Source organism: Amycolatopsis sp. CB00013, from assembly GCF_001905755.1.
Classification (GTDB): Bacteria; Actinomycetota; Actinomycetes; order Mycobacteriales; family Pseudonocardiaceae; genus Amycolatopsis; species Amycolatopsis japonica.
Genome location: NZ_LIWC01000001.1, coordinates 1,950,799 through 1,965,195, shown reverse-complemented (window position 1 = coordinate 1,965,195; position 14,397 = coordinate 1,950,799). Strand labels below are relative to the sequence as shown.

At 71.6% G+C, this 14,397-nt stretch carries 6 protein-coding genes; 4 read left to right on the top strand and 2 right to left on the bottom strand.

Features of this window, described 5'->3' with window-relative positions; all coding sequences use genetic code 11:
• Nucleotides 1-77 precede the first annotated feature (77 nt).
• Both AMK34_RS08775 and AMK34_RS08770 read left to right on the top strand, forming a co-directional pair.
• A complete protein-coding gene (locus AMK34_RS08775) occupies nt 78-1,283 on the top strand; it encodes an MFS transporter (protein ID WP_073844196.1) in 1,206 nt (401 codons plus the stop codon).
• On the top strand, nt 1,277-1,840 hold the full coding sequence (locus tag AMK34_RS08770) for a TetR/AcrR family transcriptional regulator (protein WP_241832720.1): 564 nt from the start codon (nt 1,277-1,279) through the stop codon (nt 1,838-1,840). Before AMK34_RS08775 ends, AMK34_RS08770 begins: the two co-directional genes overlap by 7 nt.
• Before the next feature lie 145 nt (nt 1,841-1,985).
• On the opposite strand, the gene AMK34_RS08765 is transcribed toward AMK34_RS08770, so the two are convergent.
• Together AMK34_RS08765 and AMK34_RS08760 are read right to left on the bottom strand one after the other, a co-directional pair.
• Nucleotides 1,986-2,951: an aldo/keto reductase gene (locus tag AMK34_RS08765; RefSeq protein WP_073844194.1), complete on the bottom strand. Its 966-nt coding sequence runs from the start codon at nt 2,949-2,951 to the stop codon at nt 1,986-1,988.
• Nucleotides 2,952-2,953: 2 nt separating this feature from the next.
• A complete protein-coding gene (locus AMK34_RS08760; RefSeq protein ID WP_073844192.1) occupies nt 2,954-3,754 on the bottom strand; it encodes an SDR family oxidoreductase in 801 nt (266 codons plus the stop codon).
• Between the two features lie 304 nt (nt 3,755-4,058).
• Between AMK34_RS08760 and AMK34_RS08755 the strand changes: the two genes are divergently transcribed.
• Together AMK34_RS08755 and AMK34_RS08750 are read left to right on the top strand one after the other, a co-directional pair.
• Entirely contained in the window at nt 4,059-10,364 is a 6,306-nt protein-coding gene (locus tag AMK34_RS08755; RefSeq protein ID WP_073844190.1) for a type I polyketide synthase, read from the top strand.
• A complete protein-coding gene (locus tag AMK34_RS08750) occupies nt 10,358-14,386 on the top strand; it encodes a beta-ketoacyl synthase N-terminal-like domain-containing protein (RefSeq protein WP_073844188.1) in 4,029 nt (1,342 codons plus the stop codon). Before AMK34_RS08755 ends, AMK34_RS08750 begins: the two co-directional genes overlap by 7 nt.
• Nucleotides 14,387-14,397: the final 11 nt, after the last annotated feature.

The window sequence follows — 14,397 nt, the reverse complement described above, 5'->3', positions numbered from 1 at the left end:
CGGGGAGTGCCTTCCGCAGGTATAAAGTGTAACGACTGTTCAAAATGTAACGGTCGTTCAACTTGTGAGGGTTTGCCGTGCCGGGCCGGTATCGAGAGCTGTTCTCCGCGAAGGGCTCCTTCGCCTTCTTCGCCGCGGGGTTGGTCGCCAGGATGCCGGTCCCCATGACGGGAATCGGCATCATCACGATGCTGGCGCAGACGCGGGGCGACTACGGGCTCGCCGGTCTGGTCTCGGCGACGTTCACCCTGTCCATGGCGCTGCTCGGGCCTCAGATCTCGAGGCTGGTGGACCGCCGGGGGCAGAGCCGGATCCTGATGCCGGCGACTGGGATCAGCGTGATGGCGCTCGGCGCGCTCCTGCTCTGTGCCCGCTTCGGGGCGCCGGTCTGGACGCTGTACGTGTCCGCCGTCCTGGCCGGGTTCATGCCCAGCATGGCGGCGATGGTCCGGGCCAGGTGGTCGTGGCTGTACCACGGTTCGCCCCGGCTGCACACGGCTTTCGCGTTGGAGTCGGTGGTCGACGAACTGACCTTCGTCATCGGGCCCGCGCTGTCGGTGGCGTTGTGCACCACCGTGTTCCCCGAGGCCGGGCCGCTGGTCGCCGTGGTGTTCCTCGCGATCGGAGTGGTGCTCTTCGTCGCGCAACGCGGGACAGAACCGCCCGTGCGGCCGACGACCGGATCGGCCGGAATCTCGCCTGTCCGGATGGGCGCGGTGCGGGTACTGGTGCTGACGCTGATGGCGGGCGGCATCATCGTCGGCACGGTCGACGTCGTCAGTGTGGCGTTCGCGGAGCGATCCGGATCGCCGTCGGCCGCGGGGGTGGTCGTGTCCGTTTACGCGGTGGGCTCCGCCATCTCAGGACTGGTCTTCGGGACGCTCAAACCGGCCATGACGGCGCCTCGGTTGCTCCTGATCGGTACCGCCGGCACGGCCGCGAGCGCGGTGCCGCTGCTGCTCGTGGACGACGTCGTGGGTCTGTGCGCGGTGGTGTTCGTCGCCGGGTTGTTCTTCTCTCCCACGATGATCGTCGTCATGGGGATGATCGAAACGGTCGTCTCCGCGGAGAAACTGACCGAAGGGATGACATGGGCGATCACGGGCCTCAGCGTCGGGGTCGCGTTGGGCGCCGCGGTGTCCGGTGAGGCCGTCGACCGGTTCGGGCCCGGCGGCGGATTCGCTGTTGCGGTCGCCGCCGGTGCTTTGATCATCCTCGTCGCTCTGCTCTCGTATCCTCTGCTGAGCAGGAAGACCGTGACCAGCGAGGAGGTGGCGTGCTGAACGAGCCGATCACCGACGGCCGTCTCGCCAAGGGGGAGCGGCGCAAACGGGAATTGATCGAGGCCACCCTGCGCATCGTCGCGAGGGACGGGGTTTCTGGGGTCAGCCACCGCACCGTCGCCCGCGAGGCCGGCTTGCCCGCGACTGCGGCCGCGTACCACTTCCAGGGGATCGAGGAGCTGCTGACCGCCGCGCTCACCTGGTGCATGGACGAGGACGCCGAGCGGATGCGGGTACTCGCCGCCGAGGCCGACGGCGGTGAGGACGCGTTGCGGCGGTTCGCCACCTTGCTGGCCGAAGTCGTCGCCAGACCCGGGCATCTGCTGGCGGAGTACGAGCTGTATCTCTTGGCGGCACGAGAGCCGAAGCTCCGCGAGTCGACCGATCGCTGGATGGCGGCGTTGGCGGATTTCGCACGCCGATTCACCCGTGATCCGGTACGGGTGGAGATGCTGGTCGCGTTGGTGGACGGTGTTCTTCTGCAGGGATTGCTGCGCGACGAACCGCCGACGGCGGAGCGGTTCGAGGCCCTCCTGCGGACCGCTTTGGGCTTGTGAGTGCCACTCTCGAGTCTGAACTGAAGTACATGAAGGCCCCCTTCCTTGCGTCTAGCGCAAGGAAGGGGGCCTTCATGTACTTGGGAAGCCCTCTACGCGCCGCCGCTGTGGCTGCTGGTGCACGTGGGACTTACGAGACAGGGCGTCAGGTGGTCGCCGGAGGTGACCAGGTCAGCCGCGGATCCGTCTGCACGAAGCTGCCCAGCAGGTGATCGATCCGCGTCAGCGCGTCGAGGTCCAGCACCACCCCGGCCGCCTTCGCGTTCTCGGTCACCTGGGCGGCGGTGCTCGCGCCCATCACCACCGAAGCGACGGTGTTGTGCTGCAACGTCCACGCGAGCGCCAGCTGGGCCATGGTCAGTCCGGCCTCGTCGGCGACGCCGCGCAGCATGCCGACGCGTTCGAGGAGGTCCGGCAGGAGCAACGGCCGCGTCTCGACCGCCTTCGCGCCCCGTGAGCCCGGCGGGATCTCGCCCGGCCGGTACTTGCCGGTCAGCACGCCCTGCGCGAGGGGGACCGACGCGAACTGACCGATGCCGGACCGTTCGCACACCGGCATCACCTGGGCCTCGGCGACCCGCCAGAGCATCGAGTAATGCGGCTGGTTCGCCACCAGCGGGACGCCGTGCCGTTCGGCGATCGGCCGCGCTTCCAGCAGCTGTTCCGCCGTCCATTCCGCGGTGCCGGCGTAGAGGATCTTGCCCTGCCGCACCAGATCCGACAGCGCGAGGAACGTCTCCTCCAACGGCGTGCGGTAGTCGAACCGCAGCAACTGGTAGACGTCGACGTAGTCGGTGCGCAGACGCCGCAGCGAGCCGTTCACCGAGGTCACCAGGTGCTTGCGGCTGAGGCCCGCGTCGTTGACACCCGGGCCTTCCGGCCAGAAGACACCGGTACACAGGACGAGATCGTCGCGACGCGCGTGGCTCAGCGCCTCGGCGAGGTTCTCTTCGGCGGCACCGCCGTCCCAGGCGGCCGCGGTGTGGAAGGTCGTGACGCCCGCGTCGAGCGCGGCTTGCACGCATTCCGCGCCGTCGGGGTGGGTGAGCCAGTTGCCGTAGGAGATCTCGCTGACGGACAGCCCGCTCGCGCCGAGCCTGCGGTACTCCATGGTCACCTCTTCCGCGCGCCGGTTTCGAGGATGGTGCGGTCGATCCATTCGTCGAGCCCGGCCGCCTTGCGGGCGTAGGTCTCCCGTACCGATTCGTGCGGCAGGATCAGGAACTCCTCCGACGCCAGCCCGTGCACGACGGACTCCGCGACGTCCTCCGGCTCCAGCAGCGGCGCGGCGGCGGCGATCGCGAGCGCGGCGGGATGACCGGCGGCGATGCCCGGCTCCAGCAGCGCGGTCCGCACTCCGAGCGGGCACAGCGCACTGACCCGCACCCCGCGCGGCCGGTAGGTGATGGCCAGCCATTCGGCGAGCCCGACGGCCGCGTGCTTGGTCACCGAGTACGGCGCGTCGCCGGGAGTGCCCAGCAGGCCCGCGCCCGACGCCGTGATCAGCAGATATCCGTGGCCACGGCTCAGCATCGCGGGGAGCGCGACCTGTGCGGCGTGCACATGCTGCATGACGTTGATCGCCCACGACCGCGTCCACTGTTCGTCCGCGGCGTGCACTCCCGTCCCGAACGCGGCACCGGCGTTGGAGCAGAAGAGGTCCACCGGGCCGAACGCCGCGCGAGCCTCGGTCACCAGCATCTTCAAGTCCTCTTTGGACGACGCGTCGGCGTGGCGCGCGATCGCGGTGCCGCCCGAGGCGGTGATCCCGGCGACGACCTCCTCCGCGCCCTCGAGATCGAGATCGGAGACCACCACCCCGGCGGCGCCCTCGGCGGCGAACCGCCTGGCCATGGCGGCGCCGATACCGTGTGCCGCGCCGGTCAGCACGACGACCCGTCCTGTCACTTCCACATGCGCTCCATGGTTATCGATTCTGTGTTCTATGACAATTCTTCTGTTTTGTCATGCCGGTGAGCAATGATTTGTTCAAAATGCCGACGGTCGTGATAAAAATGCAGGTCAGCGGCTTGTTCTGGACGTGTCGACATATTTGTTTCCGGCGCCGGACTTTAGCATGCGTTCCCTTGTTTTCCGAGTTTTCGCACGAGAGTATTGCGCTCTCTGCGGCAAGTAGGTTATTTCTTGGGAATCCCGCTGAAAGATCGCCGAACCCGGCGAGGTTCGACCCAGCCCCAGCCGAACAGGAGGTCCGCCGGTGAGTCATGCGACGGCGCGCACGCGGGTACTCGGCGTCAACCCGCTCGGACGGCCCGATCCGGGGCTGGTGGCCGCCGTCGCCAGGGGTGGCGGCCTCGGGATCGTCGAGTTCGGGTCCACAGTAGACGGACGCTTCCCGTTCGGTGTCCGGATCCCGGCCGGCCGCACCGTGCGGGACGAGGAAGTGCGGGAAAGCGGCGCGGGGCTCGTGCTGCTGGCCGAGGGGGCGGTCTGGCGGGGCAGGGCCGGCCTCCCCGTGCTGGCCGAGGTGACCGGTGTCGAGCAGGCCGTCCGCGTGCTCGACGCCGGCGCCTCCGGTCTGGTGGCGAAGGGAGCCGAAGCGGGCGGCTCCGATCTCACCACGTTCGTGCTGCTGCAGCGGTTGCTGGAGCGGTTCGGCGAGGACGTCCCCGTGTGGGCGTTCGGCGGCATCGGCCCGCGCACGGCGGTGGCCGCGGTCGCGGGCGGCGCGGCGGGTGTGGTGCTCGACGGGCTCGGCCTGTTCTCCGACGCCGACGTGCCCGCGGCGGCCCGGAACGAGCTCGCCAGGGCGGACGACGGGCTCAGCTCGTTGTTCGCGAAACGCTTCGAGGACGCGGAAAGCGCTGTCCGTTCGGTCGTGCGCTCGCTCGCGGCGCCGTCGGCGATCCCCTCGGACCAAGGCGTACGGCTGTGCCGCACGTTGGGGACCCGGCTGCCGGTCGTGCAGGGGCCGATGACGCGGGTGAGCGACCAGCCCGGTTTCGCCGCCGCGGTCGCCGCGCACGACGGCTTCCCGTTCGTCGCGGTGGCCACCGCGAACGGCGCCAAAACCGTCGAACTGCTCCGCCGCACCGCCGAAGCGCTCGGTGAACGGCCGTGGGGCGCGGGCATCCTCGGGTTCGTCCCGGAGGCCCTGCGCGCCGAGCAGCTCGCGGCGATCCGGGCGGCGCGCCCGCGCTGCGTGCTGATCGCGGGCGGGAAACCCGCGCAGGCCAAAGCGCTGGAGGCCGAGGGAATCGCGACCTTCCTCCACGTGCCGTCGCCGATCCTGCTGCGTCAGTTCCTCGACGCCGGGATCCGCCGGTTCGTCTTCGAGGGCGCCGAATGCGGGGGGCACATCGGCCCGCGGTCGAGCTTCGTGCTGTGGGAGCAGCAGCTGGACGTCCTGCGCGAATACGGCGCCGATGACGTCGAGGTCCTGTTCGCGGGTGGGATCCACGACCACCGCTCCGCCGCCATGGTCTCGGCGATGGCGGAGCCCCTGAACGGCGGAGTCGGTGTCCTGATGGGCACCGCGTACCTGTTCACCGAGGAAGCCGTGACCCACGGCGCCATCACCGAAACCTTCCAGGATCGCGTTCTCGACGCGGGGTCCACGGTCACCCTGGAGACCGCGCCCGGCCACCTCACCCGCTGCCTGCCCAGCCCGTACACCGACGAGTTCGCCGCGGTGAAGGCCGGGCTCCGCGCGGACGGCGTCCCGCCGCAGGAGACGTGGCAACGGCTGGAGGAGCTGAACACCGGACGGCTGCGGATCGCCAGCAAGGGCATCCGGCGGGAAGGCGACGCGCTCGTCGAGGTCGACACGCTCGGCCAGCTCGCCGAGGGGATGTACATGGCGGGGCAGGTGACCGTCCTGCGCGAGGACCGCACCGACATCGCCGCCCTGCACTGGGAAGTCACCGAGGGCGCGGCGGAGCTGCTAGCCGCCCGCGTTCGCGACGAAGAGTCCGTTGTGGACAGTGACGTCGCGATCGTCGGGATGGCGTGCGTGTTCCCCGGCGCACCCGATCTCCCGGCCTTCTGGTCCAACGTCCTGCACGGCGCGGACGCCGTCACCGAGGTGCCGGATCAGCGCTGGGACAAGGACGTCTACGCCGACCAGTCGACGTCGAAATGGGGCGGTTTCCTGCCACAGGTGGACTTCGATCCGCTCGCGTACGGCATCCCGCCCAAGTCCATGGGCAGTATCGACCCGGCCCAGCTGGTGTCCCTGCAGACCGCGCGGCGCGCCCTGGAAGACGCGGGCTACGGCGAAGGCGGCTTCGACCGCGAGCGCACCAGCGTCATCTTCGGGACCGAAGCCGGGGGAGACCTGGCGAACGCCGGTGTCCTGCGCGCACTGCTTCCCAGCTACCTCGAAGACGTCCCGGAAGAGCTGCTCGCGCAGTTGCCGGAACTGACCGAGGACTCGTTCCCCGGCACGCTCGCCAACGTCATCTCCGGCCGGATCGCCAACCGGCTCGACCTCGGCGGCACCAACTACACCGTGGACGCCGCGTGCGGCTCCTCGCTGGCCGCGCTGGACCTCGCGGTCAAGGAACTGCGGGCGGGTACGAGCTCGATGGTCCTGTGCGGCGCGGTCGACCTGCACAACGGGGTCAACGACTACCTCATGTTCACCTCCGCGGGCGCCCTGTCGCCGACCGGGCGATGCCGTCCGTTCGACGCGTCGGCGGACGGGATCGCGCTCGGCGAGGGCGTCGCCTGCCTCGTACTCAAGCGGCGGTCCGACGCCGAACGTGACGGCGACCGGGTCTACGCCGTGGTCAAGGGTGTCGGCGCAGCCAGCGACGGCAAGGCGCTCGGTCTCACCGCGCCGCGTCCTGAGGGGCAGCGGCGAGCCCTCGCGCGGGCCTATCGCGACGCCGGGGTGTCACCGGCGGACGTCTCGCTGGTGGAGGCGCACGGCACCGGCACGGTCGTCGGCGACGCCACGGAACTGACCACCCTCACCGAGTTCTTCCTCGCCGCGGGTGCCGGGCCGGGCACCTGCGCGCTGGGTTCGGTGAAAAGCCAGATCGGGCACACGAAATGCGCCGCGGGGCTGGCGGGCCTGATGAAGGCGGCGCTGGCGCTGTGGCACGAGGTCGTGCCGCCCACGCTGCATCTGAGCAGGCCGAACCCCGCCTGGGACGCCGAGAGCAGTCCCTTCACCTTCTCCACCGGAGCCCGGCCGGCGCCGGTTCCGCGCGGCCGCGAGTTCGCCGGAGTGAGCGCGTTCGGGTTCGGTGGGACCAACTTCCACGCGGTGCTCGCTGCCCCGGGAGTCCCGCCGGGACGGCGGCACGGCCCGCGCGACTGGGACGCCGAGCTGGTCCTGCTTCGCGGCGCCGACGTGGAGTCCGCTCGTGCCGCGCTGCGGGATCTGCTGGCGGCCAACGAAGGTCGTCCGTTGCGGGAGATCGCCGCCCTCGCCGCCGAACGAGGCGGATCCGAGCCGGTACGCCTCGCGGTCGTCGCGAGCGACCTCGCCGAACTGCGCGAAGCCGCCGAGAACGGTGGGATCGTCGCGGACGACACCGAAGCCGGTGCGGTCGCGTTCCTGTTCCCCGGTCAGGGCAGCCAGCGGACGGGGATGCTGGCGGAGCTGTTCGTGCACTTCCCCGAACTGGCGGACGTCCTGGGGCTCGCTCCCGACGTCGCCGCGACCACGTTCCCGCCGCGCGCCTTCACCGAGGACGCCCGCACCGCGCAGGACGAGGCGCTCAAGGACACGCGGGTCGCGCAACCCGCGCTCGGGCTCGTCGAATCGGCGGTGTGCCGCCTGCTCGCCGACCTCGGCGTCCGGCCGGATCTGCTGGCGGGGCACAGCTACGGAGAACTGACCGCGCTGTCGGTGGCGGGCGCGTTCGACACCGCGACGTTGGTGGCGCTCAGCCGGGCCAGGGCCCGCTCCATCGCCGAAGTCGCGGGCGTCGACCCGGGCGCGATGGCCGCCGTCAAGGCGTCCCGTGACGAGCTGGCCGCCGCCCTCGACCACCCGGACGTCGTACTGGCCAACCACAACGCACCCGGCCAGACCGTCCTTTCCGGACCGACGGCCGCCATCGAGGAGGCGGTCCGCGAACTGCGGGCACAGGGGATCGGCGCCAAACGGATCCCGGTCGCCTGCGCCTTCCACAGCCCGCTGGTGGCCGGAGCGAGCGACGTGTTCGCCGTCGACCTCGACAACGCCGAGATCGGCGAGCCGGGGGCGCCGGTGTGGTCGAACCGCACCGCGCGACCGTACGAAGCCGGCACGGTGCGCACCGAACTCGCCGCGCAGATCGGCTCGCCGGTGCGCTTCGTGGAACTGATCGAGGACATGTACGCGGCGGGCGCGCGCACGTTCGTCGAGGCGGGCCCGGGACAGGTGCTTTCCCGGCTGGCCAAGGAGATCCTCGGCGATCGTCCGCATACCGTGATCGCGTGCGACCCCGGCGGCCCGGGGTTGCGCGGGTTCCTCACCGCGCTCGCGCGCCTGGCGCTCATCGGCGTCGACGTGCGTACCGAACGGCTCTTCCGCGGCCGTGTCCGTGTCGGCCCGCTCCCCGAACCCGCTTGGACCGTGGACGGCCAGACCGTCCGCGCGCCCGGCGGCGAAGTCCCCGCCCATGGGCTCGTGCCCGCCCGACGAATCCCGAGGACGACCATGAACCAGCCCGCGCCCGGTCGTGACCAGGCCGTCGTCGAATTCCTCCGCACCAGCCGCGAAATGCTGGCGGCGCAACGGGACGTGATGCTGGGGTACCTCGGCACCGCGCCGCTCGCCCCCGCTCCGGTGCAGGCGCCGGTCGTGCCCGCGTTGCTGCCGCCGGTCGAAGCCCCGGTCGTCGTGCCCGCGCCGGAACCGGTCGAGGAGGCCTCGGAGGCCCCCGTCACGGACGTCCTGGCCACCGTGATCGGCGCGATCAGCGAACGCACCGGCTATCCGGCCGAGATGATCGACGCCGATCTGGATCTGGAAGCGGATCTCTCCATCGACTCGATCAAACGCACCGAGATCGCGGGCTCGCTGCTCGCGAAACTCGGCCTCTCCGGCCGGGTGCACGACGACGCCCAGGATCAGCTCAGCCGCGACCGGACGGCGAGCGCGCTGGCCGCGCGGCTGCGGAAGTGGCTCGAACCGGCCGTCCCGGTCACCGTGGTGGCGACTCCCGACGAGGCCCCCGCCGGAACCGCGCCAGGCCGGTACCTGCTCGATCGCGTGTCCGCGCCGCTCGGCACGCCCGACCTCGCCAAGGTGGCGGGCAAAACGGTCTCGGTGAGCTTCGAGCCCGGCCAGGAGGAACTGGCCGATTCGGTCCGTGCGGTGTTCGCCGACGCGGGTGCCCTGCCCGCAGAGCAGGAGGCCGACGTCCTCGTCGTGCTGAATCCCTTGTCGGACGCCGAAGAACCCGTCGCGGCGCAGGTGTTCGGCCTCGTCAAGAGCGCCAAGGGCGCGGTGGTCGTGGTGGCGGAGACGGGCGCCGGGCACACCGCCGGGCTGCGCGGTCTCGTCCGCGCCGCGGCGCGGGAACGGAGCGAGCCGACCAGGCTGGTCGAGCTGGAGTCCACTGTGGACCTCGGAAGGATCGTGCTGGAGGAGGCGATCGCCGACGGGCCGTCCGCCGTCCGCTACGACACGGCGGGACGCGCTGCGTTCGAGCCTTCCGCCGGTTCGCTCGGTTCCGTCGCGTATGCGGGCGCGGGCCCCGGCGGCGGAGAGGTCAAGGCGCTCGGCCTCGACGCGGATTCCGTGCTGCTGCTGATCGGCGGCGCCCGCGGGATCACCGCGCGGGCGGCGGTCGCGCTGGCGGCGAGCGGATGCCGGATCGAGCTGGCGGGCCGCACCCCGTGGCCCGCCGAACCGGGTGACGAGGACCTGCCCGGTGACGCGCCGGCCATGCGTTCGGCGCTGGCCGCGCGGGGTGGTTCGCTGGCGGATATCGAACGTCGAGTGCGCACCGTGCTGGCCCAGCGTGAGATCGCGCGGACGCTCGACCAGATCGCGGCGGCGGGCGGCACGGCTGCGTACCGGCAGCTCGACGTGCGCGACGCCGCCGCCGTCCGGCAGGTGGTCAAGGATCTGCACACCCGCTACGGCCGCATCGACGGCGTCGTCCACGCGGCCGGGGTGATCGACGACAAGCTGATGGCCGACAAGGACGAGCAGTCGTTCCGCACGGTCTACGGGACCAAAGTGGACGGTGCGCGAGCACTGCTCGACGCGCTGGAGCATTTCGGCATTCGGCCCGGGTTCGTGACCTTCTTCGGCAGCATCGCCGCGGTGCTGGGGAACCGGGGCCAGACCGACTACGCGGCGGCGAACGACGCGCTCGAAACCCTCGGCGGACAGTGGGCGGACCGCACCGGCTGCCGCGCGCTGACCGTCCATTGGGGACCGTGGGCACCCTCGGACGATCACGCGGGCATGGTGTCGCCGGAGCTCGCGCGCGAATACGAGCGCCGCGAAGTGGCGCTGATCGATCCGGACGAAGGTACCGCCGCGCTCCTGCGCGAGCTGGCCTACGGCCCGGCCGACGTCCGCTCGGTGCTGTACACGGCGTCGCTGTGGTGAACCAGGAGCCGGTCGCGATCGTCGGGATGGGCGTCTTCCTTCCCGGCTCGTCCACTGTGGACGAATATTGGCAGAACATCGTTTCGGGTACCGACGCGATCACCGAGATCCCGCCGCACCGCTGGGACCCGAGCTTCCACGACGGTGACGGCCGCACGCCGGACCGCACCTACGGCAGGCGCGGCGGTTTCGTCGCCGACTGCCTGGACTTCGACGCGACGGCGCTCGGTATCGCGCCCAGCACCGTCGCCGGGATGGAGCCGGACCAGCTGGTCGCGCTGGCGGTGGCCGCGTCCGCGGTCGACGACGCCGGCGGTCTCCGGCGGCTGGGCGACCTCGAACGCGTCGGCGTCATCCTGGGCAGGGGCGGCTATCTCTCGCCGGGGCTCCAGCGGTTCGACCAGCGGGTCCGGTCGGTCCGCCAGATCACCGGCGCCGTCCGGGATCTCCTGCCGTCGGCGCGTCCGGAGATGCTCGACCGGCTCCGGGACGCGTTGCTGGAACCGCTCGGCGAGTTCCGGCCGGACACCGCGATCGGGCTGGTGCCGAACCTCGCCGCGTCGCGGGTCGCCAACCGGCTCGACTTCGGCGGCCCCGCGTACACGGTCGACGCCGCCTGCGCGTCCTCGCTGCTCGCCGTGGACCAGGCGATCGGCGAACTCGCGCGCCGTCGCTGTGACGTCGTGCTGGCCGGCGGCGTGCACCACTGCCACGACGACACGCTCTGGTCGATGTTCACGCAGCTCGGCGCCCTTTCGCCGAGCCAGCGGATCAGCCCGTTCTCGCGCGACGCGGACGGTCTCCTGATCGGCGAGGGCACCGCGATGGTCGTGCTGAAACGGTTCTACGACGCGCGTCGCGACGGCGACCGGGTCTACGCAGTGCTGCGCGGCTCGGGGACATCGAGCGACGGGAAGGGCGCGAGCCTGCTCAGCCCGGCCGTCGCAGGCCAGACGCTGGCCCTGCGGCGCGCGTGGGCCTCGGCGGGCCTCGACCCCACCGCGCCCGGTGCGCTCGGCCTGCTGGAGGCGCACGGGACCGCGACCCCGGCCGGGGACGCCGCCGAACTGGCCACCCTCGCCGAGGTGTTCGGCCCGCCGGACGGTCCTCGCGTGGCGATCGGCGCGGTGAAGGCGATGATCGGGCACACCATGCCGACCGCCGGTGCCGCCGGTCTGGTCAAGGTGGCGCTCGCGCTGCACCACGCCGTCCTGCCACCGACGCTGAACTGCGCCGACCCGAGCCCGCTGCTGGACAAGACCCGCTTCCGCACCCTGCCCGACGCCGAACGGTGGCGGTCGGGTGACGTGCCGCGCCGGGCGGCGGTCAACGCCTTCGGTTTCGGCGGGGTCAACGCGCACGTGGTGCTGGAAGAGGCCGACCCGGCGCCGTCGCGGCCGAGGCGGGCCAAGGTGACCGGGGAACCCGAGCGAGTCCTCCTGCTCGCGGCGCCCACACTCGACGGATTGCGCACCCTGCTCGATCGCCCGGATCCGGAATCCGGCGGCCACGGTCCATGCCGGATCGGGATCGTCGGGCCGACCGGGAAACGGCTCGAAGTCGCGCGGAGGGTGCTGGCGAAGGTCGCGGCAGAGGGTGGTTCCTGGCACGGGCCCAACGACATCTGGTGCACGACGGCGCCCTTGCTGGAGCAGGCCGGGGCGAAGACCGCGTTCGTCTATCCGGGGCTGGAAGCGGACGCGGAACCGCGCTGCGCCGACGTCGCCCGGCATTTCGGCCTGGAACGGCCCGAATGGTCGACCGCGAGCGTGCTCGCCCGCGCCTCCAGCGTGTCCCAGGTCGGGTTGCTGCTCGACACCGCGCTGCGGCGGCTCGCGATCACCCCCGACGTGCTCGCCGGGCACAGCGTCGGCGAATGGACCGCGATGCAGGCGGCGGGGATGTACCCCGGACAGTCCACAGAGGACATGCTGAACCGGTACTGGCCGCAGGGATTCACACTGCCGGACGCCGAGTTCCTCGTGCTCGGCTGTTCGGCGGAGCGGGCCGAGGCGCTGCTCACCGCCGAGCCGGAACTGATGATCTCCCACGAGAACGCGCCGCGGCAGACGATCGTTTGCGGTGACCCGGCCGCCGCGGGGCGGCTCGCCAGATTGTGCGCCCAGCACGGCGTCGTCGCCAGGACGCTGCCGTTCCGGTCCGGGTTCCATACCCCGCTGATGCGGTCGCGGCTCGGCCCGTTCACCCGGCTCGCGGCCGAACTGGACCTGAAGCCGCCGCGGGTCCCGGTGTGGTCGGCGACCACTGCTCGGCCGTATCCCGCGGATCCGGTGGAGGTCCGCGAGCTGTACCTGGCCCACCTGGTGCGCAAGGTCCGGTTCCGGGAGCTCGTCGACGCGCTCTACGCCGACGGCGCCCGGGTCTTCGTGCAGGCGGGTGCCGGTCAGCTGGGTTCGTTCGTGTCGGACACGCTGGGCTCGCGGCCGCATCTGGTCATCCCGGCGTCCTCCGGTACGAGGGCGGGCCTCGCCCAGTTGCGCCGGGTCGCGACCGCGGTCTGGGTGGAGGGCGGGCGGCCCGCGTTCGACGCGCTGGAGCCGCGCCGGACCCGGATCGACACGGCGGGCACGCTGCTCTCGGTCGAGGGCGACGTCAAGGGCATGTTCGCGGGCGCCGGTGATATGCCCGAACTGGGCGATGGAATCCCGGACGCGATCGTCGCGGAGTTCACCGCGCTGCTCGCCGAGACCCGGGAAGCGGCGGCGAGTGTCGCCAACGCGGCGGCACGGCGAACGGTCGAGTCCACTGTGGACGTCTCGCTCGCGACGATGCCGTATCTGGTCGATCACCGGTTCTTCCGCCAGCGAGAGGACTGGCCGGAGGAGGCGGACTTCCGTCCCACCGTGCCCGCGACCACACTGGTGGACCTGGCCTGCCGGGAAGCGGAACGGGCCTGGCCGGGCACGGTCGCGACGGGGGTGAGCAACGCGGCGTTCTCCCGCTGGCTGATCGCCGCCCCGGCGGTGCGCGTGCCGCTTTCGATGACCCGCGAGGGCGACCGGATCAGTGTCCAAATCGGACCGCACGCCAGTATGGACGTCCACCTGGCGCAGCGTTATCCCACGGCCCCGCGGCCGTCTCCGCCGCCGGGCCCGGAAACGGCGCCGCCGCTGAGCGCCGCCGAGATCTACACTCGCCGCGAGATGTTCCACGGTCCGGCGTACCAGGGGCTCGACAAACTCATCGGGCTCGGCGAGCGGCACATCCGCGGCGACCTCGTCGTACCGTCGGCGCCCGGCGCGCTGCTGGACAACGTCGGCCAGCTGCTGGGCTGCTGGCTGATGGCGACCAAGGCGGACGCGCTGCTGGCGTTCCCGACGTCGATGGGCCGGGTCACCTGGTTCGCACCGGAACCGGCGCCGGGCACCAAGCTGCGCTGCGTCGTCCGGGTCCGCCTGCCGCGGCCCGACGTGCTGGAGATGGACGCGGAACTGGTGCTGGACGGCGCCGTGCTGGCCAGGATCGAACAGTGGCGCGACATCCGGTTCCCGTGCGACCGGCCCGCCCACCGCGTCTACGCCTTCCCGGACCGGCATCGGCTTTCCGAGGATCACCACGGCGGCTGGACGGCCGTCACGGACCGGTGGCCGAGCCCCGCCGCACGGGACATCTACGCCGGCGTCTACCTCGGGACGGTGGAACGCGCCGAGTTCGCCGCCTGTGCGCCGCGACGGCAGCGCGGCTGGCTGCTGGAACGGATCGCGATCAAGGACGCGGTCCGCGCGAAACTCGGCCTGGACGGCGTGTACCCGGCGGAACTCCGCGTGAGCGCCGACGGGACCAGGGTGACCGGGCTGCACGGCCTGGTCGTGCCGCCGCTGGCGGTGGCCGTCGCGTCGGCGGGCGAGGTCGCGGTCGCGCTGGTGCGGGAAGAGTCCGCGACGCCTCCCCGGATCGCGGTCCGGGCCGAGGGCGAGCTGGCGGGGCTGGCCGAGGAGATCGGTATCGGGGCGGAATTCGCCGGAATCCCCGGGCACGTGGTGGCCTGGAACCGCGGGTAGGAACAGGAGCA

What these genes read in the sequence shown, in the direction of transcription:
- AMK34_RS08765 (WP_073844194.1), bottom strand. Translation starts at nt 2,951, where the DNA reads ATGGAGTACCGCAGGCTCGGCGCGAGCGGGCTGTCCGTCAGCGAGATC.